The sequence below is a fragment of the Pantoea sp. X-Soil-ISGK-421 genome, assembly GCF_059730785.1.
The window spans coordinates 3,092,292-3,113,706 of record NZ_AP035979.1; the positions used below are offsets into that span (position 1 = coordinate 3,092,292).

Annotated in this window: 17 protein-coding genes, 2 tRNA genes, 3 rRNA genes and 1 other annotated feature; of the genes, 7 read left to right on the plus strand and 15 right to left on the minus strand. The window is 51.0% G+C overall.

The window, feature by feature from the left end; genetic code table 11:
• Positions 1–38: 38 nt before the first annotated feature.
• Together pssA and AC6I8K_RS14385 are read left to right on the plus strand one after the other, a co-directional pair.
• A complete protein-coding gene (pssA, locus tag AC6I8K_RS14380; protein ID WP_064739639.1) occupies positions 39–1,394 on the plus strand; it encodes a CDP-diacylglycerol--serine O-phosphatidyltransferase in 1,356 nt (451 codons plus the stop codon).
• Between the two features lie 3 nt (positions 1,395–1,397).
• The gene (locus AC6I8K_RS14385; protein ID WP_483816006.1) at positions 1,398–1,718 is read left to right on the plus strand and encodes a YfiM family lipoprotein; all 321 of its coding nucleotides are present in this window, start codon (positions 1,398–1,400) and stop codon (positions 1,716–1,718) included.
• Here the strand turns inward: AC6I8K_RS14385 and AC6I8K_RS14390 are convergent, their stop codons facing one another.
• The 9 genes from AC6I8K_RS14390 to rluD all read right to left on the minus strand — a co-directional run bounded on the left by AC6I8K_RS14390 (position 1,719) and on the right by rluD (position 13,371).
• Positions 1,719–3,023, minus strand: a complete 1,305-nt coding sequence (locus AC6I8K_RS14390; protein WP_497826939.1) for an MFS family transporter — start codon at positions 3,021–3,023, stop codon at positions 1,719–1,721.
• A 233-nt stretch (positions 3,024–3,256) separates the two neighbouring features.
• Positions 3,257–3,372: ribosomal RNA gene (rrf, locus tag AC6I8K_RS14395) — 5S ribosomal RNA — on the minus strand.
• 100 nt (positions 3,373–3,472) lie between these two features.
• A 23S ribosomal RNA gene (locus AC6I8K_RS14400) occupies positions 3,473–6,381 on the minus strand.
• 201 nt (positions 6,382–6,582) lie between these two features.
• Positions 6,583–6,658: transfer RNA gene (locus tag AC6I8K_RS14405), tRNA-Ala, on the minus strand.
• A 142-nt stretch (positions 6,659–6,800) separates the two neighbouring features.
• A tRNA-Ile gene (locus AC6I8K_RS14410) sits at positions 6,801–6,877 on the minus strand.
• A 73-nt stretch (positions 6,878–6,950) separates the two neighbouring features.
• Positions 6,951–8,492, minus strand: a 16S ribosomal RNA gene (locus tag AC6I8K_RS14415).
• Together the 16S, 23S and 5S rRNA genes with 2 tRNA genes alongside form the textbook arrangement of a ribosomal RNA operon.
• Positions 8,493–8,965: 473 nt before the next feature.
• Positions 8,966–11,539, minus strand: a complete 2,574-nt coding sequence (gene clpB, locus AC6I8K_RS14420; protein ID WP_497826940.1) for an ATP-dependent chaperone ClpB — start codon at positions 11,537–11,539, stop codon at positions 8,966–8,968.
• A 126-nt stretch (positions 11,540–11,665) separates the two neighbouring features.
• Positions 11,666–12,394, minus strand: a complete 729-nt coding sequence (yfiH, locus tag AC6I8K_RS14425) for a purine nucleoside phosphorylase YfiH (protein WP_497826941.1) — start codon at positions 12,392–12,394, stop codon at positions 11,666–11,668.
• A complete protein-coding gene (rluD, locus tag AC6I8K_RS14430; RefSeq protein WP_064737987.1) occupies positions 12,391–13,371 on the minus strand; it encodes a 23S rRNA pseudouridine(1911/1915/1917) synthase RluD in 981 nt (326 codons plus the stop codon). Before rluD ends, yfiH begins: the two co-directional genes overlap by 4 nt.
• A 130-nt stretch (positions 13,372–13,501) precedes the next feature.
• On the opposite strand from rluD, the gene bamD reads away from it, so the two are divergent.
• The 4 genes from bamD to pheA all read left to right on the plus strand — a co-directional run bounded on the left by bamD (position 13,502) and on the right by pheA (position 16,252).
• On the plus strand, positions 13,502–14,242 hold the full coding sequence (gene bamD / locus AC6I8K_RS14435; RefSeq protein ID WP_064737988.1) for an outer membrane protein assembly factor BamD: 741 nt from the start codon (positions 13,502–13,504) through the stop codon (positions 14,240–14,242).
• A gap of 276 nt (positions 14,243–14,518) precedes the next feature.
• Complete coding sequence (gene raiA / locus AC6I8K_RS14440) at positions 14,519–14,845, plus strand: ribosome-associated translation inhibitor RaiA (RefSeq protein ID WP_007893325.1); 327 nt, start codon at positions 14,519–14,521, stop codon at positions 14,843–14,845.
• A 96-nt stretch (positions 14,846–14,941) separates the two neighbouring features.
• Positions 14,942–15,066, plus strand: a sequence feature (Phe leader region).
• Complete coding sequence (gene pheL, locus AC6I8K_RS14445) at positions 14,943–14,990, plus strand: pheA operon leader peptide PheL (RefSeq protein ID WP_100703679.1); 48 nt, start codon at positions 14,943–14,945, stop codon at positions 14,988–14,990. Its footprint overlaps the feature before it by 48 nt.
• A gap of 22 nt (positions 15,067–15,088) precedes the next feature.
• Positions 15,089–16,252 carry a bifunctional chorismate mutase/prephenate dehydratase gene (gene pheA, locus AC6I8K_RS14450; RefSeq protein ID WP_064737989.1) on the plus strand — a complete coding sequence of 388 codons (1,164 nt, stop codon included), beginning with the start codon at positions 15,089–15,091 and terminating at the stop codon, positions 16,250–16,252.
• Between the two features lie 32 nt (positions 16,253–16,284).
• On the opposite strand, the gene tyrA is transcribed toward pheA, so the two are convergent.
• Both tyrA and AC6I8K_RS14460 read right to left on the minus strand, forming a co-directional pair.
• Positions 16,285–17,406, minus strand: coding sequence for a bifunctional chorismate mutase/prephenate dehydrogenase (tyrA, locus tag AC6I8K_RS14455; RefSeq protein ID WP_064737990.1), 1,122 nt, complete (start codon positions 17,404–17,406; stop codon positions 16,285–16,287).
• Positions 17,407–17,412: 6 nt separating this feature from the next.
• Positions 17,413–18,492 carry a 3-deoxy-7-phosphoheptulonate synthase gene (locus AC6I8K_RS14460; protein WP_061719955.1) on the minus strand — a complete coding sequence of 360 codons (1,080 nt, stop codon included), beginning with the start codon at positions 18,490–18,492 and terminating at the stop codon, positions 17,413–17,415.
• 287 nt (positions 18,493–18,779) lie between these two features.
• Here AC6I8K_RS14460 and AC6I8K_RS14465 point away from each other — a divergent pair, with 287 nt between their 5' ends.
• On the plus strand, positions 18,780–19,301 hold the full coding sequence (locus AC6I8K_RS14465; RefSeq protein WP_497826942.1) for a GNAT family N-acetyltransferase: 522 nt from the start codon (positions 18,780–18,782) through the stop codon (positions 19,299–19,301).
• Positions 19,302–19,357: 56 nt separating this feature from the next.
• On the opposite strand, the gene rplS is transcribed toward AC6I8K_RS14465, so the two are convergent.
• The 4 genes from rplS to rpsP are packed head-to-tail and all read right to left on the minus strand — an operon-like array spanning position 19,358 to position 21,366.
• Entirely contained in the window at positions 19,358–19,708 is a 351-nt protein-coding gene (gene rplS / locus AC6I8K_RS14470; RefSeq protein ID WP_007893316.1) for a 50S ribosomal protein L19, read from the minus strand.
• 42 nt (positions 19,709–19,750) lie between these two features.
• Positions 19,751–20,515 carry a tRNA (guanosine(37)-N1)-methyltransferase TrmD gene (gene trmD, locus AC6I8K_RS14475; RefSeq protein ID WP_064737992.1) on the minus strand — a complete coding sequence of 255 codons (765 nt, stop codon included), beginning with the start codon at positions 20,513–20,515 and terminating at the stop codon, positions 19,751–19,753.
• Between the two features lie 35 nt (positions 20,516–20,550).
• Positions 20,551–21,099 carry a ribosome maturation factor RimM gene (gene rimM, locus AC6I8K_RS14480; RefSeq protein WP_008108998.1) on the minus strand — a complete coding sequence of 183 codons (549 nt, stop codon included), beginning with the start codon at positions 21,097–21,099 and terminating at the stop codon, positions 20,551–20,553.
• An 18-nt stretch (positions 21,100–21,117) separates the two neighbouring features.
• A complete protein-coding gene (gene rpsP, locus AC6I8K_RS14485) occupies positions 21,118–21,366 on the minus strand; it encodes a 30S ribosomal protein S16 (protein WP_007893313.1) in 249 nt (82 codons plus the stop codon).
• Between the last annotated feature and the right edge of the window lie 49 nt (positions 21,367–21,415).

Here is a 21,415-nt window from a genome sequence, read left to right on the forward strand (position 1 = left end):
AAAAGGCCATGCAATGAACAGAGAAGAAGTGCACCGTGATGTTGTCTAAATTTAAACGTAATAAACACCAACAACACCTCGCACAGCTGCCTAAACTGTCACAATCCGTGTCGGATCTGACGACGCTTTACTCGCCTGCCGAGTTTCGCGAAACCCTGCTGACGAAAATTGCCGAGGCAGAAAAGCGTATCTGCATCACCGCGCTGTATCTGGAAAATGATGACGGCGGCCGGGGCATTATGCAGGCGCTGTACGCGGCCCGTCAGGCACGTCCGGAACTGGATGTCTGTATTTTGGTTGACTGGCATCGTGCGCAGCGTGGTCGTATTGGCGCTGCCCGCGGCGTGACCAATGCTGACTGGTATTGCGAAATGGCTGCTCAGCATCCGGATATCGCCATCCCAGTTTATGGCATTCCGGTTAACACGCGTGAAGCGCTCGGCGTGCTGCATCTGAAAGGTTTTATCATTGATGATACGCTGCTTTATAGCGGCGCGAGCCTGAATGACGTTTATCTTCATCAGCATGATAAGTATCGTTATGATCGCTATCAGCTGATCCGCAATTCGCAGCTGACCGATACCATGTATGCGTGGATATGCGAAAATCTCAAGGAATCCGATGCGGTTAACCGCCTTGATAAAACTGAGCGTCCTTCCAGCCCGGAAATAAAGAACGAAACGCGTCAATTCCGTCAGGAGCTACGCAGCTTTAATTATCAGTTCACCGGTAATGCAGATAATGAATCACTTGCCGTCACGCCGCTGGTTGGCCTGGGTAAACGCAGTCTGCTTAATAAAACCATCTTCCATTTGATGCCGTGCGCCGAGCGTAAGTTGACGCTTTGTACACCTTATTTCAACCTGCCCGCCATTTTGGTACGTAACCTGATTCATTTACTGCGTCAGGGCAAAGAAGTGGAAATCATCATTGGCGACAAAACGGCCAATGATTTCTATATCCCGCCGGAGCAGCCGTTTAAGATTATCGGGGCGTTGCCCTATCTATATGAGATCAATCTGCGTCGCTTCCTCAGCCGTTTACAGTATTACGTCAATAACGGTCAGTTGACGGTGCGTTTATGGAAAGATGGCGAGAACAGTTATCACTTAAAAGGCATTTGGGTGGATGACGAATGGATGATGATCACAGGTAATAACCTCAACCCGCGCGCGTGGCGACTTGACCTGGAAAATGCGGTGCTGATTCACGATCCGCTGAATCAATTGGCTGAGCAGCGTGAAAAAGAACTGGCTTTGATTCGTGAGCATACGTCCGTGGTGCAGCATTTCCGCGAATTGGAGAGTATTTCCGATTATCCGGCTAAGGTACGCAAACTGATTCGCCGCCTGCGCCGTATTCGTATTGATCGCTTGATTAGCCGTCTGCTTTAGTCGATGCGTGCGCTCATCCTCTGCGTGGTTTTGCTGTGTAGTGGATGTGCGCATGTCGCCGAAGATAACTGGACGGGTAAAGATAAAGCACAACACTACTTCTCTTCCGCTGTGTTGGCCGCTGCAGGTAGTGAGATCTCTCAGCATCAACAACAAAGCCGTGGGCAAAATTTGCGTTTCGGCTTTCTGTTTTCGCTCAGTTTTGGGGTCGGGAAAGAGTTGTATGACAGCCGCTCAGCAGGGAGCGGCTGGAGTTGGAAAGATCTTAGCTGGGATGTCGCCGGTGCCGCCAGCGGCATCGCACTGTGGAATCTCAGCCAGTAACTACAGTGCGATCCCCTTCCCTTTACGATGCAGCATTAACGATACCAGGAATGCTAAAGCGCCCATGGCTGAGACATACCAAAAGAAGCTGGTTTCAATGCCTTCCCTTTTAAGCAGCAACGCGACATATTCAGCCGAACCACCAAATATGGCATTCGCCACCGCATAGGAAAGGCCAACGCCCAGCGCACGCACTTCAGGTGGGAACATCTCGGCCTTCAAAATGCCGCTAATCGCGGTATAGAAACTGGTGATGATCAGTGACAGCATAATCAAGCAAAATGCCAGCCAGCTGCTTTGCACATTTTGTAGCAGCATCAGAATCGGAACCGTGCAGATTGCTGCTCCAGCACCGAAAATCATCATTGAGGCTCGACGACCGATTTTATCTGACAGTGCGCCAACGATCGGCTGAATCAACATAAATACCAGCAAAGCTCCGGTCATCAATCCACTGGCACTGCGCGCATCCATCCCGGCGGTATTCACCAGATATTTCTGCATATAGGTGGTAAACGTATAGAAGCTCAGCGAACCACCTGCGGTAAAACCTAGCACCATCAGAAACGCACGCGTGTGATTGCGTAGTAATCCCGTAATACTGCCGGCATCACGATGTTCGCGGTGTTTTTTCTCGGAGGTTTCGTTGAGAGAACGACGTAACCACAATGCAACAACAGCCAATATCGCGCCGAGGAAGAACGGTATACGCCACCCCCAACTTCGAAGCTGTTCATCGCTAAGGAGTTGTTGCAGAACGACGACGGTCAGCACGGCCAGTAATTGACCTCCGATTAACGTCACATACTGAAAAGAAGCATAAAATCCTTTTCTTCCTTCCAGTGCCACTTCGCTCATATAGGTGGCGCTCGTGCCATACTCCCCACCGACCGATAAGCCCTGGAACATACGTGCCAGCAGAAGAATTACTGGGGCAGCTATGCCAATTTCGCTAAAGCCAGGTAAACAGGCGATGACTAACGATCCCAGACACATCATGCACACGGAGATCAGCATCGAGGCTTTACGGCCGTGGCGATCGGCAATATAACCAAACAACCATCCGCCGATCGGACGCATTAAAAAGCCTGCTGCGAAAACGCCAGCAGTTTGCAGCAATTGAGTGGTGGTATCCCCGCTTGGGAAGAAGACGTGGGCAAAATAGAGTGAGAAGAAGGAGTAAACATAAAAATCGAACCATTCAACTAAATTGCCGGATGAAGCGCCAACAATCGCCCAGATGCGTTGTTTACTGTCAGCTGCCGCTTCAGGTAGTGCCACTTTTTGTTGTTGTGAGTCTGTCATGCTTACCTCTTTTCCTTGCGAAGAATTAACGCCAAAGGATTGAGTAAAGCATCTATTAACTGATTGCGGGAATCGTCTCTAATCCTTGATCACGAAATGTGACTGACTGAGAACTTTTATTGCGGTTTTTAGCTGATTTTCATGTAAATTCAGCCATATTGTAGCTTTAATTAGCAATATACAGACGTAAAAAAGCCCCGAACTTCCGTTCGGGGCTTCTTCACCTGATTGATGCCTGGCAGTTCCCTACTCTCGCATGGGGAGACCCCACACTACCATCGGCGCTACGGCGTTTCACTTCTGAGTTCGGCATGGGGTCAGGTGGGACCACCGCGCTAAAGCCGCCAGGCAAATTCTTTTGCTCACGCCGCCCTCGCGGGCCGCGCAAATCTATCCGGTAAAACAAGCTGAAAATCAGGTCTCTCAGACCAAAACGCCTCTGGCGTTGTAAGGTTAAGCCTCACGGGTCATTAGTACCGGTTAGCTCAACGCATCGCTGCGCTTACACATCCGGCCTATCAACGTCGTAGTCTTCAACGTCCCTTCAGGACCCTCAAGGGGTCAGGGAGAACTCATCTCGGGGCAAGTTTCGTGCTTAGATGCTTTCAGCACTTATCTTTTCCGCACTTAGCTACCGGGCAATGCCATTGGCATGACAACCCGAACACCAGTGGTGCGTTCACTCCGGTCCTCTCGTACTAGGAGCAACCCCCCTCAATTCTCCAGCGCCCACGGCAGATAGGGACCGAACTGTCTCACGACGTTCTAAACCCAGCTCGCGTACCACTTTAAACGGCGAACAGCCGTACCCTTGGGACCTACTTCAGCCCCAGGATGTGATGAGCCGACATCGAGGTGCCAAACACCGCCGTCGATATGAACTCTTGGGCGGTATCAGCCTGTTATCCCCGGAGTACCTTTTATCCGTTGAGCGATGGCCCTTCCATTCAGAACCACCGGATCACTATGACCTGCTTTCGCACCTGCTCGAGCCGTCACTCTCGCAGTCAAGCTGGCTTATGCCATTGCACTAACCTCCTGATGTCCGACCAGGATTAGCCAACCTTCGTGCTCCTCCGTTACTCTTTGGGAGGAGACCGCCCCAGTCAAACTACCCACCAGACACTGTCCGCAGCCCGGATTACGGGCCTACGTTAGAACATCAAACATTAAAGGGTGGTATTTCAAGGTTGGCTCCACGCAGACTGGCGTCCACGCTTCAAAGCCTCCCACCTATCCTACACATCAAGGCTCAATGTTCAGTGTCAAGCTATAGTAAAGGTTCACGGGGTCTTTCCGTCTTGCCGCGGGTACACTGCATCTTCACAGCGATTTCAATTTCACTGAGTCTCGGGTGGAGACAGCCTGGCCATCATTACGCCATTCGTGCAGGTCGGAACTTACCCGACAAGGAATTTCGCTACCTTAGGACCGTTATAGTTACGGCCGCCGTTTACCGGGGCTTCGATCAAGAGCTTCTCCTTGCGGATAACCCCATCAATTAACCTTCCGGCACCGGGCAGGCGTCACACCGTATACGTCCACTTTCGTGTTTGCACAGTGCTGTGTTTTTAATAAACAGTTGCAGCCAGCTGGTATCTTCGACTGGCTTCGGCTCGGGGAGCAAGTCCCTCTACCTACGCGCCAGCGTGCCTTCTCCCGAAGTTACGGCACCATTTTGCCTAGTTCCTTCACCCGAGTTCTCTCAAGCGCCTTGGTATTCTCTACCTGACCACCTGTGTCGGTTTGGGGTACGATTTCGTGTTACCTGGAGCTTAGAGGCTTTTCCTGGAAGCAGGGCATCAGTTACTTCACCACCGTGGTGGCTCGTCGTCACGCCTCAGCCTTAAGACACCCCGGATTTACCAAAGGTGTCAGCCTACACGCTTAAACCGGGACAACCGTCGCCCGGATAACCTAGCCTTCTCCGTCCCCCCTTCGCAGTAACACCAAGTGCAGGAATATTAACCTGCTTCCCATCGACTACGCTTTTCAGCCTCGCCTTAGGGGTCGACTCACCCTGCTCCGATTAACGTTGAACAGGAACCCTTGGTCTTCCGGCGAGCGGGCTTTTCACCCGCTTTATCGTTACTTATGTCAGCATTCGCACTTCTGATACCTCCAGCATGCCTCACAGCACACCTTCAACGGCTTACAGAACGCTCCCCTACCCAACAACGCATACGCGTCGCTGCCGCAGCTTCGGTGCATGGTTTAGCCCCGTTACATCTTCCGCGCAGGCCGACTCGACCAGTGAGCTATTACGCTTTCTTTAAATGATGGCTGCTTCTAAGCCAACATCCTGGCTGTCTGTGCCTTCCCACATCGTTTCCCACTTAACCATGACTTTGGGACCTTAGCTGGCGGTCTGGGTTGTTTCCCTCTTCACGACGGACGTTAGCACCCGCCGTGTGTCTCCCGTGATAACATTCTTCGGTATTCGCAGTTTGCATCGGGTTGGTAAGCCGGGATGGCCCCCTAGCCGAAACAGTGCTCTACCCCCGAAGATGAGTTCACGAGGCGCTACCTAAATAGCTTTCGGGGAGAACCAGCTATCTCCCGGTTTGATTGGCCTTTCACCCCCAGCCACAAGTCATCCGCTAATTTTTCAACATTAGTCGGTTCGGTCCTCCAGTTAGTGTTACCCAACCTTCAACCTGCCCATGGCTAGATCACCGGGTTTCGGGTCTATACCCTGCAACTTAACGCCCAGTTAAGACTCGGTTTCCCTGCGGCTCCCCTATACGGTTAACCTTGCTACAGAATATAAGTCGCTGACCCATTATACAAAAGGTACGCAGTCACCCCCATAAATGAAGGCTCCCACTGCTTGTACGTACACGGTTTCAGGTTCTGTTTCACTCCCCTCGCCGGGGTTCTTTTCGCCTTTCCCTCACGGTACTGGTTCACTATCGGTCAGTCAGGAGTATTTAGCCTTGGAGGATGGTCCCCCCATATTCAGACAGGATACCACGTGTCCCGCCCTACTCTTCGAACTCACAGAATGTGCACTTTCGTGTACGGGGCTATCACCCGGTATCGCGCGACTTTCCAGACGCTTCCACTAACGCACAAACTGATTCAGGTTCTGGGCTGTTCCCCGTTCGCTCGCCGCTACTGGGGGAATCTCGGTTGATTTCTTTTCCTCTGGGTACTTAGATGTTTCAGTTCCCCAGGTTCGCCTCGCAACACTATGTATTCATGTTGCGATGATGCACTGAGTGCACCGGGTTTCCCCATTCGGACATCGTCGGCTGTAGCGGTTCATATCACCTTACCGACGCTTTACGCAGATTAGCACGTCCTTCATCGCCTCTGACTGCCAGGGCATCCACCGTGTACGCTTAGTCGCTTAACCTCACAACCCACAGGCGTTTTGCAACGCTGCAGACTGCAAGCATTTGAGAGACTCGAACATGTCGTTATTCATTTCTTATTACGGAGAAATGAACCAACACGTCGTTTCAATTTTCAGCTTGTTCCGGATTGTTAAAGAGCATAATACTTCGCAGCACGCCGTTGCCGGCACGCTCTGAAGTATTGTTTTGAGTCACTGTAATGGTGGAGCTAAGCGGGATCGAACCGCTGACCTCCTGCGTGCAAGGCAGGCGCTCTCCCAGCTGAGCTATAGCCCCATACAGTTACTGCAGAGACCACTACTACCACTCACCAGGAGTCCCGTTTTTACAAACGGTCATTTCTTTTCAGGCAAGGCAAAGTGTCGCGACGTATAGTTCACTATACGAGCGGCGCTTTAACGCAGCATGAGAAGAAATTTGGTAGGCCTGAGTGGACTTGAACCACCGACCTCACCCTTATCAGGGGTGCGCTCTAACCACCTGAGCTACAAGCCTGTAGAGGTTTTTTCTGCTCGTTACTTTCTATCAGACAATCTGTGTGAGCACTACGCGGGAAGGTATCTTCAGGTAAGGAGGTGATCCAACCGCAGGTTCCCCTACGGTTACCTTGTTACGACTTCACCCCAGTCATGAATCACAAAGTGGTAAGCGCCCTCCCGAAGGTTAAGCTACCTACTTCTTTTGCAACCCACTCCCATGGTGTGACGGGCGGTGTGTACAAGGCCCGGGAACGTATTCACCGTAGCATTCTGATCTACGATTACTAGCGATTCCGACTTCACGGAGTCGAGTTGCAGACTCCGATCCGGACTACGACGCACTTTATGAGGTCCGCTTGCTCTCGCGAGGTCGCTTCTCTTTGTATGCGCCATTGTAGCACGTGTGTAGCCCTACTCGTAAGGGCCATGATGACTTGACGTCATCCCCACCTTCCTCCAGTTTATCACTGGCAGTCTCCTTTGAGTTCCCGGCCGAACCGCTGGCAACAAAGGATAAGGGTTGCGCTCGTTGCGGGACTTAACCCAACATTTCACAACACGAGCTGACGACAGCCATGCAGCACCTGTCTCAGAGTTCCCGAAGGCACCAAAGCATCTCTGCTAAGTTCTCTGGATGTCAAGAGTAGGTAAGGTTCTTCGCGTTGCATCGAATTAAACCACATGCTCCACCGCTTGTGCGGGCCCCCGTCAATTCATTTGAGTTTTAACCTTGCGGCCGTACTCCCCAGGCGGTCGACTTAACGCGTTAGCTCCGGAAGCCACTCCTCAAGGGAACAACCTCCAAGTCGACATCGTTTACGGCGTGGACTACCAGGGTATCTAATCCTGTTTGCTCCCCACGCTTTCGCACCTGAGCGTCAGTCTTTGTCCAGGGGGCCGCCTTCGCCACCGGTATTCCTCCAGATCTCTACGCATTTCACCGCTACACCTGGAATTCTACCCCCCTCTACAAGACTCTAGCCTGCCAGTTTCGAATGCAGTTCCCAGGTTAAGCCCGGGGATTTCACATCCGACTTGACAGACCGCCTGCGTGCGCTTTACGCCCAGTAATTCCGATTAACGCTTGCACCCTCCGTATTACCGCGGCTGCTGGCACGGAGTTAGCCGGTGCTTCTTCTGCGGGTAACGTCAATCGGCAAGGTTATTAACCTTACCGCCTTCCTCCCCGCTGAAAGTACTTTACAACCCGAAGGCCTTCTTCATACACGCGGCATGGCTGCATCAGGCTTGCGCCCATTGTGCAATATTCCCCACTGCTGCCTCCCGTAGGAGTCTGGACCGTGTCTCAGTTCCAGTGTGGCTGGTCATCCTCTCAGACCAGCTAGGGATCGTCGCCTAGGTGAGCCATTACCCCACCTACTAGCTAATCCCATCTGGGCACATCCGATGGTGTGAGGCCCGAAGGTCCCCCACTTTGGTCTTGCGACGTTATGCGGTATTAGCTACCGTTTCCAGTAGTTATCCCCCTCCATCGGGCAGTTTCCCAGACATTACTCACCCGTCCGCCACTCGTCACCCAAGGAGCAAGCTCCTCTGTGCTACCGTTCGACTTGCATGTGTTAGGCCTGCCGCCAGCGTTCAATCTGAGCCATGATCAAACTCTTCAATTTAAGTTTGATTTGCTGCAACGAGTGCAGCGATGCTCATCTGTAAAACGTCATAATGAATTTCATTATGTGTTCACTCGTGAGACTTGATATTTTTTGCGTCCGGAGACGCTGATATCAATCCTGCGAGTGCCCACACAGATTGTCTGATAAATTGTTAAAGAGCGTTGCGAGCAGCGGGTTAACCGTCTGTCGCGAGGTGGCGTATATTACGCTTTCCTCCTTCGGAGTCAAACACTTTTTTCAGCGTTTTCATCCGGCGGGGTGAATTTCCTCACTCCCTGCTGAGCCGTCTGCGTTGCCGCTTTGCCGTCTCAGTGGTGGCGCATTATAGGGAGTTATTCGGAGCTGACAAGTGCAAATTTCAAGTTTTTGCGCGACCGCTCACTTTCCAGGCGATACGTTGCAAAAAGCAGCTGATTCTTGCGAAAAGGCCAAAAAAAACGGGCCCGCAGGCCCGTTTCAAGTGAATGTCATTACTGATGAGCAACAATCACATCGTCTTTTACATCCATTTCAATCGTTTTACCCGGAACCAAGGCACCAGAAAGAATCTGCTGCGCCAGCGGGTTTTCAATCTGCTGCTGAATAGCACGCTTCAATGGACGCGCACCATAAACCGGGTCATAACCATTTTCGCCGAGCAGTTTGAGCGCATCATCGGAGATATGTAGCTGGTAGCCACGCTCCTCAAGACGTTTATACAAACGTTGCAACTGAATCTGCGCAATCGAAGCAATGTGTTTTTCGCCCAGCGGATGGAACACCACCATGTCATCTATACGGTTGATAAATTCCGGACGGAAGTGCTGTCCAACAACCGTCATTACCACCTCTTTCATTTCCGGATAATCCAGAGAACCAAAACGTTCCTGAATAAGGTCGGAACCAAGGTTCGAGGTCATGATCACCACGGTATTACGGAAATCCACCGTGCGGCCTTGCCCATCAGTTAAGCGACCATCATCCAACACCTGCAGTAGGATGTTGAACACATCAGGATGCGCCTTCTCGACTTCATCCAGCAAAATCACCGAATAAGGCCGACGGCGTACCGCTTCGGTCAAATATCCGCCCTCTTCATAGCCGACGTATCCTGGAGGTGCACCCACCAGACGCGACACGGAGTGTTTTTCCATAAACTCGGACATATCAATGCGCACCATTGCGTCATCGCTGTCGAATAAGAAGTTAGCCAGCGCTTTACACAATTCGGTTTTACCGACGCCCGTGGGTCCAAGGAACAAGAAGGAACCAATTGGACGATTCGGATCCGATAGGCCAGCCCGGCTACGTCGAATCGCATTCGAAACCGCTTCAACCGCTTCGTTCTGTCCGATAACGCGTGAGTGCAACTCTTGCTCCATACGCAGCAATTTATCGCGTTCACCTTCCATCATGCGTGCGACTGGAATTCCAGTCCAACGTGCCAGCACGTCGGCGATCTCCACATCCGTTACGCGATTGCGTAACAGCTTCATGGTTTTCCCCTCAGACTGCGTAGCAATGGCTAACTGTTTCTCCAGCTCCGGAATTTTACCGTACTGCAGTTCAGACATCTGACCAAGGTCGCCAACGCGACGCGCTTGCTCCATCGTCAGACGCGCTTGCTCAAGTTCTGCTTTGATGTTCTGCGTGCCGGTCAAAGAGGCTTTTTCTGCTTTCCACTCCTCTTCAAGCTCAGCGTATTCACGCTCTTTCTGATCAAGTTCGCTTTCAAGCATTTCCAGACGTTTCACGCTGGCGTCATCAGACTCTTTCTTTAATGCCTGCTGCTCCAGTTTTAACTGGATAATGCGACGCTCCAGTCGATCGAGTGATTCGGGCTTCGAATCCATCTGTAAACGAATACTGGATGCCGCTTCATCAATCAGGTCAATGGCCTTATCTGGCAGCTGACGATCGGAAATGTAACGATGCGACAGCGTCGCCGCAGCCACAATCGCGGGATCGGTGATCTGCACATGGTGATGCAGTTCATAGCGTTCTTTCAATCCGCGCAGAATGGCAATGGTATCTTCCACACTCGGCTCAGCGACAAAAACTTTCTGGAAACGACGTTCCAGTGCCGCATCTTTCTCAATAAACTGACGATACTCATTCAGCGTAGTTGCGCCGACACAGTGCAACTCACCGCGCGCCAGTGCGGGTTTCAGCATGTTGCCCGCATCCATTGCACCATCGGCTTTACCGGCGCCAACCATGGTATGCAGTTCGTCGATAAACAGAATGACGTTGCCTTCCTGTTTCGCCAGATCGCTTAGCACGCCTTTGAGACGCTCTTCAAATTCTCCGCGATATTTGGCGCCAGCCACCAGCGAACCCATATCCAATGCCAGCACGCGACGACCTTTGAGACCTTCCGGCACTTCACCATTGATGATGCGCTGCGCTAAACCTTCGGCGATAGCCGTTTTACCGACGCCAGGTTCACCAATCAGTACCGGGTTATTTTTGGTACGACGCTGCAACACCTGAATGGTGCGACGGATCTCTTCATCACGCCCAATGACCGGATCCAGTTTGCCAAGTTCGGCACGCTCGGTAAGGTCAATGGTGTATTTTTTTAAAGCCTGACGCTGATCTTCAGCCCCTTGATCGTTCACGTTGTCTCCTCCCCGTAATTGGTCGATGGCCTTAGAGAGTTTGTCCGAAGTCGCGCCAACTGATTTCAAAAGGTCAGCCAGCGAGCCACGTGAATCGAGGGCCGCCAATACAAATAATTCAGATGATATAAAGTTATCGCCGCGCTTTTGCGCCAGCTTGTCGCACAGGTTAAGCACCCGAATGAGATCGGCGGATGGCTGTACGTCGCCATCGGTACCTTCTACCTGCGGCAGTCGATTAATTGCTTGTTCAATAGTGGTGAGCAGACCAGCCACATCGGCACCCGCTGCGCTTAGCAACGGACGCACCGATCCGCCTTCCTGATTAAGCAGCGCGCTCATCAAATGAAGGGGTTCAATGAATTGATTGTCATGTCCCAGAGCAAGGGACTGTGCATCGGCAAGTGCCAGTTGAAATTTATTAGTAAGACGATCCAGACGCATAATTCCTCCCATTACAGGTCAAAATGCTACTGGAGATTAAATGAGGTCATCCCTCAAATTTTTCAAGGTTAATGACCTGAGTTGTGAGCAAAAAATACGCTAACTGGACCGTCTTGTGGCGTAAGACTATCTCAGCCAAATCAAAGTTGCCATACGCCCGGTAACACCATCGCGCCGGAAGGAGAAAAAATCATCGCGTTCATGGAAGGTACAACGCATTGTACCGCTGATGGAATGCACTCCGGCAGCCTGCAGGCGCTGGCGAGCCAGCAGCCAAATATCGGCAAAGTATTTGCTACCAACCGGGCGAAAAGCCTGTTCCGCTTGTAAATCATGTGCCATGAATGCCGATCTGACTTCCGGTCCAACTTCAAATGCTTGCGGACCGATTGCCGGGCCAAGCCATGCATGGATGTCGTTCGCCGGACAGTGAAACTGTGACAACGTCTGTTCCAGTACGCCATTGCAGAGTCCACGCCATCCAGCATGCGCAGCTGCGACTTCACTGCCATCTTTGCTACAAAACAGCACCGGCAAACAATCCGCCGTCATCACTGCGCAAACCACCCCGCTTTCACGCGTGATTGCGGCATCAGCGCATGGCAGCGGTTCAGTGGCAGGTAAGCGCGCAACGATTTGACCATGAACCTGATCGAGCCATTGCGGCATCTTAGGTAATGCCAGCTGCTCAATTAAGCGTTGACGATTTTGAGCAACATGCGACTCAGCGTCGCCAACATGCCCACCAAGATTCAGCGAATCCCAAGGGGCAGCGCTAACGCCGCCGTGACGCGTGGTGGAACATGCCCGAACATGCTGCGGCGCAGGCCAATCCGGGATGATCCATTCACTCATAGCCAGTCCATCTGATCGCGGAATTCATGAGTATCGGCTTTCAGTGCATCAATTAAATCGACCATATCCTGCGGCAATGGCGCATGCCATTCCATCTCGATACCGGTAATCGGATGATAGAGACGTAACATCGTGGCATGCAGCGCCTGGCGATCAAAACCACGGAGTGTTGTGATGAAAGCTTCAGATGCCCCTTTTGGCGGACGTGGACGGCCACCGTACAGCGGATCGCCCACCAGCGGATGATTGATATGGGCCATATGCACACGAATCTGATGCGTACGACCCGTTTCAAGACGTAAACGCAAACGCGTATGTGCACGGAAGTGCTCCATGATGCGGTAATGCGTAGTCGCCGGTTTACCCATCGGATGTACCGCCATATGCGTGCGTTTGGTTGAGTGGCGCGCCATTGGCTGATCCACAGTACCACCCGCAGTCATGGTGCCGATGGCGACCGCTTCATATTCACGCGTAATTTCACGCAGCTGCAGCGATTCAACCAAGTGCGTTTGTGCAGGAACGGTTTTCGCTACCACCATCAAGCCGGTGGTGTCTTTATCCAGACGATGAACAATGCCTGCGCGAGGTACGTCAGAAATCGGTGGATAGTGATAGAGCAGTGCGTTAAGCACTGTGCCATCCGGATTCCCTGCGCCTGGATGTACCACTAAACCACGGGGTTTGTTGATTACCAGAATGTCGTCATCTTCATAAACAATGTTGAGTGGGATGTTTTGCGCTTCCCAGCGTTGCTCTTCTTCGATCTCAGCATCAATCGAAACATGCTCACCGCCAAAAACTTTTTCTTTTGGTTTATCGATGATAGTGCCGTTGACGCTGACTCGGCGCTCAAGAATCCATTCTTTTATGCGAGAACGTGAATAATCAGGGAACAATTCTGCCAAAGTCTGATCTAAGCGTTGTCCAAGCTGTGCTTCGGACACCGTTGCGGTGAGTTGAACTTGTTGTGCCATATACAGCTTCTTCGTTAACGTTGGGTTTTCACGGCGATGCCGTTTAATATAATGTGCTATCGTACCTGGTCATAACTGGGAGCTATACGGACAGCTTCTGCTACAACACTTTGAGGATAATCATTTCGTCATGACGCGTATGAAACATCTGGTGGCTGCTGCCACACTGAGCCTGAGCCTGGCGCTTGTGGGTTGTTCCGGCTCATCGGATCCAGTCCCGGACAGCCCGCCGTCTGAAATTTACGCCACGGCCCAGCAAAAGCTGCAGGACGGTAACTTTAAAGCGGCGATTAAGCAACTGGAAGCACTGGATAACCGCTATCCATTTGGTCCTTACTCACAGCAAGTACAGCTGGATTTGATCTACGCGTATTACAAAAATGCCGATCTGCCACTAGCGCAAGCCGCTATATCTCGCTTTATGCGTCTGAATCCAACCCATCCGAATATCGACTATGTCATCTATATGAAAGGTCTGACGGATATGGCGCTGGATGACTCTGCATTGCAGGGCTTCTTCGGTATCGATCGTTCCGATCGTGATCCGACGCACGCTCGTGATGCTTTCCGTGACTTCTCGCAGTTACTGCGCAGTTATCCAAACAGCCAATATGCTGCGGATGCACAGAAACGTTTAGCATTCTTGAAAGAGCGCCTGGCGAAGTATGAACTCTCGGTGGCGCAATTCTATACCAAGCGCGGTGCTTATGTCGCTGTTGTTAACCGCGTGGAAACGATGATGAAGGATTATCCGGATACTGAGGCGACTCATGAAGCGTTGCCGTTGATGGAAAATGCTTACCGCCAGCTGCAATTGACGGCTGAAGCCGACAAAGTGGCAAAAATCATTGCGGCGAATAATCAGTCCTGATTATTACATCCACAAAAAAGCAGCCTATATGGCTGCTTTTTTTATGTCACTTTGTGGGTAACTCAGTAATTTTACTGATTTATCATCATTATTATCCCATCAATCATGCGCCCTTCCTCTCTCGTCTTCAAGAGTTTCGCACCACTTTCCCAGCCTTTCTCACAATTAAGCGGCATTGACAAAAAGTGACATTTCAATGTGATCTAGATCACACATTTTCTTGATATCCGCGGTATGCTGGTCCTACCCAGACGGAAATGACAGAGAGGTTTAACTATGATTCTGAACATTACCAGCAAACAAATGGAAATCACCGAGGCCATCCGTAACCACGTTGAAGAGCGCCTCGCCAAGCTGGAAAAATGGCAAACACATCTGATAAACCCTCACATTGTGTTATCGAAAGAGCCGAAGGAATTTGTGGCAGACGCCACCATTAATACGCCTAACGGAACGCTGGTTGCCAGCGCGAAACATGATGATATGTATACGGCCATCAATGACTTGATTGCCAAGTTGGAGCGACAACTCAATAAAGCGCAACATAAACCCGAAGCCCGTCGCGCCAACAGTAGTGTTAAAGATTTCATGCCTACGGAATAAACATACATCTTTAGTAACGCGCCTCCGGGCGCGTTTTTTATTGACAGCTTTAAATCACTGCGGTTACTCTCAAGCCACTTCATTTATGGAACCAACCATGAAACATCTACCGTTCTTCTTCGCATTCTTTTTTACCTTCCCCTGATTGGGAGGCGATTCGTCATGTGAAAATGAATGCGAAGACGAACAACAAAGCCTCCCAAATGGGAGGCTTTTTTATTGGACATTTTACAGGTGAGCCCTATGAATCCCGAAAATCCGCTGCTGGCCTTACGCGATAGGATCAGCGCCGTTGATGAAAAACTCTTAGCGCTTTTATCAGAGCGTCGCACACTGGCCGTTGAAGTTGCTCAGGCAAAACTGGCAACGCATCGTCCGATCCGCGACGTTGAGCGCGAACGTGCTCTGCTGGAAAATCTCATTTCTCTGGGTAAAAGGCATCAGCTAGATGCGCACTACATCACGCGTTTATTCCAGTTGGTGATTGAAGATTCGGTTCTTACCCAGCAAGCACTATTGCAAAAAAACCTCAACCATCCGCATGCACATGCACCACGCATTGCATTCCTTGGACCGAAAGGTTCTTATTCACACCTCGCGGCGCGTAAATATGCTACCCGACATTTTGATTCGATGGTTGAGTTAGGCTGTTTGAAATTCCATGACATCATTCATCAGGTTGAGAGCGGCCAAGCGGATTACGCAGTAATGCCCATTGAAAATACCAGCTCGGGTTCGATCAATGACGTTTACGATCTGCTTCAGCAAACCACGCTATCGATTGTGGGTGAACTGACCATTCCGATTGAGCACTGTGTACTGGTAAACGGCAGCACCGACCTACAGCAAATCGACACGGTCTATAGCCATCCACAACCCTTCCAGCAGTGCAGCCAGTTCATTAATCGCTTCCCGCAGTGGAAAATTGAGTACACAGAAAGTACCGCCGCGGCGATGGAAAAGGTAGCAGCGATGAATTCACCAAAGGTTGCCGCATTGGGTAGCGAAGCAGGCGGTGAGCTGTATGGATTGCAAGTGCTAGAACGTAATCTGGCCAATCAACAACAGAACCATACGCGCTTCATTGTGCTGGCCCGTAAAGCGATTGAGGTTTCCAGCCAGGTTCCGGCGAAAACGACTCTGATTATGGCGACTGGCCAACAAGCTGGCGCATTGGTTGAGGCGCTGATGGTATTACGTAACCACGGTCTCATCATGAGTAAATTGGAAAACCGTCCAATCAACGGCAATCCATGGGAAGAGATGTTTTATATTGATGTGCAAGGCAATCTGCAATCAGAGAGCATGCAACTGGCATTAACGGAGTTGAGCGGCTTAACCCGTTCATTAAAAGTTCTTGGCTGCTATCCCGGCGAGAATGTGGTGCCGGTAGAGCCACGCCTCTAAGCAAAAAGGCATCCTCAGGGATGCCTTTTGTTCTATTGCCGGCTGTCGTTCGCCGATCGCAGCATGCTTCTGCTTTCTACCAGGAAGCGCTTAGCGTAATCACCAAACCAATGTTCGACGCGTTCGAAGCTATCGATGAAGGCTTGCTTATCGCCCTGCTCGAGCAGTTTGATCGCATCGCCAAATCGCTGGTAGTAACGTTTGATCAGCGCCAGATTACTCTCTGAGGACATGATGATGTCCGCGTAAAGTTGTGGATCCTGCGCGAACAGGCGCCCAACCATTGCCAGTTCAAGGCGGTAAATTGGTGAAGATAACGCCAGCAGCTGATCCAGATTGACGTTCTCTTCCGCCAAGTGCAGTCCGTAAGCGAAAGTCGCAAAGTGACGCAGTGCCTGAATAAATGCCATATTCTGGTCGTGCTCAACGGCACTGATACGATGCAGACGCGCGCCCCAGACCTGAATCTGCTCGAGAAACCATTGATAAGCTTCCGGCTGACGGCCATCACACCAAACTACAACCTGCTTAGCCAGGCTGCCGCTATCCGGACCAAACATCGGGTGCAAGCCCAGAACCGGTCCGGTGTGCGCGGCTAACATCGCCTGCAGGGGGCGATTCTTCACCGAGGCCAAATCGACCAGAATGCAATCCTCTGGCAACTTAGGTAACTCACCGATAATTTGCTCTGTCAGATGGATTGGCACACTGATGATCACCATGCCCGCATCTTTCAACAGTTCGTCTGAGCGATCCCAATCGCCTTTATCCAGAATCCGCACCTGATAACCAGAAAGCGTAAGCATCTTTTCAAACAGACGCCCCATCTGGCCACGACCACCTACAATCACCACCGGACGCAGCGTCGGACAAAGCGTTTTGAAGCCTTTGTCATTTTCATGCGCATAAGATTCACGCATCAAGCGACGCAATACATCTTCAATCAAGTCTGGCGACACGCCAATGGCTTCAGCTTCCTGGCGACGTGAAGCCAACATGCTGGCCTCACGCTCAGGTACGTAAATGGGTAAACCGTAGCGGCTTTTAACTTCACCCACTTCGGCCACTAGCTCAAGTCGTTTTGCCAGTAACCCAAGCAGGGCTTTATCTACTTCATCTATTTGATCGCGTAGCGCGGTCAGTTCAGCCACCATGACTCATTACACCTCGTGTGACAGACGCGCCGACAGCACTCCCTGCAGATCCTGATGGATTTCACGCAGCAAAGTTTCTGTAGTTTCCCAGTCAATACAGGCATCAGTAACGGATACACCATATTTCATTTCGCTGCGTGGCTGTTCAGAAGACTGGTTGCCTTCATGAATGTTGCTTTCCAACATCAGGCCAATGATGGAACGGTTTCCATCTTTAATCTGCGCGATAGCCGATTCGGCTACGCCAGGCTGGCGGCGATAGTCTTTGTTAGAATTACCATGGCTGCAATCTATCATTAAGGCCGGGCGCAGTCCCGCTTTCAGCATCTCTTTTTCACACTGCGCGACATCTTCAGGACCATAGTTGGGTGCTTTTCCACCGCGTAAAATCACATGTCCATCTGGGTTGCCCTGCGTTTGCAACAGACAAACCTGACCGGCCTGATTGATGCCAACAAAGCGATGTGGCATTGCGGCGGCGCGCATAGCATTGATGGCGGTGCCGAGGCTGCCATCGGTGCCATTTTTAAAGCCAACCGGCATTGAAAGACCCGATGCCATTTCACGGTGAGTTTGTGATTCAGTAGTACGTGCACCGATCGCAGACCAGCTAAACAGATCGCCCAGGTATTGTGGACTGTTAGGATCCAACGCTTCGGTCGCCAGCGGTAAACCCATCTCAACAAGATTAACCAGCAGCTGACGCGCGATATGTAGCCCAGCTTCCATATCAAATGAATTATTCATGTAAGGATCATTGATTAACCCCTTCCAGCCGACGGTGGTTCGAGGTTTTTCAAAATAAACGCGCATAACGATGTACAGCTGATCCTTCAACTGTGCAGAGAGTGATTGCAACTGACGGGCATAGGCAAGTGCGGCTTCGGTATCGTGAATCGAACAAGGGCCACAAACCACCAACAGGCGCGGATCGCGGCCCGCAATAATGTCGGCAATGGTTTGGCGAGAAGACGCAATTTGCGCTTCTTGCGCCGCAGTGAGCGGGAATTTGGCCTTCAGCTCTTGCGGGGTAATTAAAATCTGTTCGTCGGCGATATGCACATTGTTCAGCGCGTCTTTTTGCATGATTGCGATCCTTTTTACTCGTATATGCGGTTTGGGATCCTCACTGAGGATGACGCTTACTTTATCACACCCTGTACAGCTTGCAATCCACATATGTACACTTTTGTTACCATAAGAATAAAAAGGCACTTAATATAATATAATATTGATTAATATCATGATGTTAACAAAATACACCACCACAGCAAAATGTAAACTAATGATTACACCCCATCGCATCTCGCTAATGATTTTTGCCCTCAGTCCAGCTAACATTCTGTTATTCATTATTTTTCAGGGATCGTGCGATGCCTATTCCACTTATAACACTGCGTCCTTTTACATTGCAGGATGTAGATGCTTTTACCCAAGCCGTAAATGAATCAGTGAGCAGCCTACAACCCTGGTTGCCTTGGGCACATGAGAACTATCATCCTGATGAAGCAGCCCGCTGGATCGATTTCACACGTATACAACGCAGTAACGGTGAGGCGGAAGAGTTCGCCATTGTTGATGGTAACGATCGACTATTGGGCGGTGCGGGTATTCGCTTTGCAAAGCAAGCCGACGAATGGAGTGCGTTAGGGTATTGGGTACGCAGCGATACGCAGCGCCAGGGCGTGGCGACGCGCGCAGTCGCGCAGTTGGTCGAATTTGGCTTCAATTATCCACACATTAACCAGCTGGAAATTCTGGCAGCAGAAGAGAATTACGCCAGCCGTGCGGTTGCCTTACGCAGCGGCTTCACATTGGTTGATTATCGTTATGGACTCATCGTATTGGAGAGCGGAGCGGTAAACACCGCGATCTATCATTTGCAGCATCCATAAAAAAAGGGGCTGGCCAAATGGCCAACCCCTTTTTGCTATTAACTTTGAGAAGTCGCTTACGCGCCAAGACGCTCTTTGATACGAGCTGACTTACCGGTACGCTCACGCAGGTAATACAGTTTGGCTTTACGCACAGCACCACGACGTTTAACAGCAATGCTGTCAATTACTGGAGAGTGAGTCTGGAAGACACGCTCAACACCTTCGCCGTTAGAAATCTTACGAACAGTGAATGCAGAATGCAGACCGCGGTTACGAATAGCGATAACCACGCCCTCGAATGCCTGCAGACGCTTCTTAGAACCTTCTACGACCCATACTTTCACTTCCACGGAATCACCCGGACGGAATGAAGGTACGTCCTGCTTCATCTGCTCTTGTTCAAGTTGCTTGATAATGTTGCTCATAATTAAATCTCTTATCCTGGGTAAACTGATAGTGAGGGAAGATTACTCTCCCGCCTCATCGTTTTGTTGCTGCTGATGTTCCCGTTGGAACTCATTTAGCAACCGTGCTTGCTCTTCAGTCAGAGCCAGGTTTTCCAGAAGTTCAGGTCTTCTTAGCCAGGTACGGCCTAACGACTGTTTCAGGCGCCAGCGGCGAATCTCGGCATGGTTGCCCGACAGCAGAACTGGCGGAACTTCCATCCCTTCTAACACTTCAGGTCGGGTGTAGTGCGGGCAATCCAGCAAACCATCCGAGAACGAATCCTCATCGGCTGACGCCTGTTTACCCAATACGCCTGGAATAAACCGGGCGACCGAGTCAATCAACGTCATGGCTGGCAGCTCACCGCCACTGAGAACGTAATCACCGATTGACCATTCTTCATCAATCTCAGTGTGAATTACGCGCTCATCTATCCCTTCATAGCGACCACAAACCAGAATCAACTTCTGATTGGTTGCTAGTTCGCAAACGCCCTGTTGGTCTAGTTTGCGTCCCTGAGGTGAAAGATAAATCACCTTAGCGCCTTCTCCCGCCGCCGCTTTCGCTGCGGAGATGGCGTCCCGTAAGGGTTGCACCATCATCAACATTCCCGGTCCGCCGCCGTAAGGACGATCGTCCACGGTACGGTGCCGGTCATGCGTGAAGTCACGAGGACTCCAGCTTTGAATGTCGAGCAGGCCATTTTTTACTGCCCGGCCAGTTACCCCGTACTCGGTAATAGCGCGAAACATCTCTGGAAACAGGCTAATAACACCAATCCACATCGCGTTCGCCGTTACGTTACCGGATTGTCCGGAGATCAAAAACCAGGATCCCAATCTACTTCAATAAGGCCAGTAGAGAGATCGACTTTCTTGATAACCTGTTCATCAAGAAACGGAATTAACCGCTCTTGCGCACCGAATGCATCCTTCAGGTTTGCCTTAACGACGAGCACGTCGTTCGAGCCGGTTTCCATCAAATCAATGACTTTGCCCATTTCGTAGCCTTCGAGGTTCACTACTTTCATCCCCATAAGGTCTTTCCAGTAGTAATCGCCTGCTTCCAGCGCTGGCAGCTGCGTGGAGTCAACCGTAATTTCGCAATTGGTTAACTGTGCCGCAGCGTCCCGATCGTCAATGCCTTTGACTTTGATGATCAGGTCCTGATTGTGGTGCTTCCAGCCCTCGAGTTCGACCTGCTGCCATTTACCGGCGCGCTGGATGAACCAAGGTTGGTAGTCGAAGATGCTTTCAGCGTCTTCAGTGGAGGAAAACACTTTGAGCCAACCCCGAATTCCGTAAGCCGCGCCCATTTTTCCCAATACAATCGGGTTAACGGGAGGCTGCCCGGCAGGTTTAATGCTCATGCTCACCACCGTGACAGATTAAGCTGCTTTCTTTGCTTCTTTGATCAGCGCGTTAACGCGATCAGAAAGCGTTGCGCCCTGGCCAACCCAGTGCTCAATACGGTCCAGATCCAGACGCAGACCTTCAGCCTGACCAGAAGCGATCGGGTTGAAGAAACCTACGCGCTCGATGAAACGACCGTTACGAGCATTGCGGCTGTCAGTTACGACGACCTGATAGAACGGACGCTTTTTAGCGCCGTGACGTGCCAAACGAATTGTTACCATAACATCCTCATTAGTTAATAAAGCGCTCGGGCCCCATCGAGGAACGGGG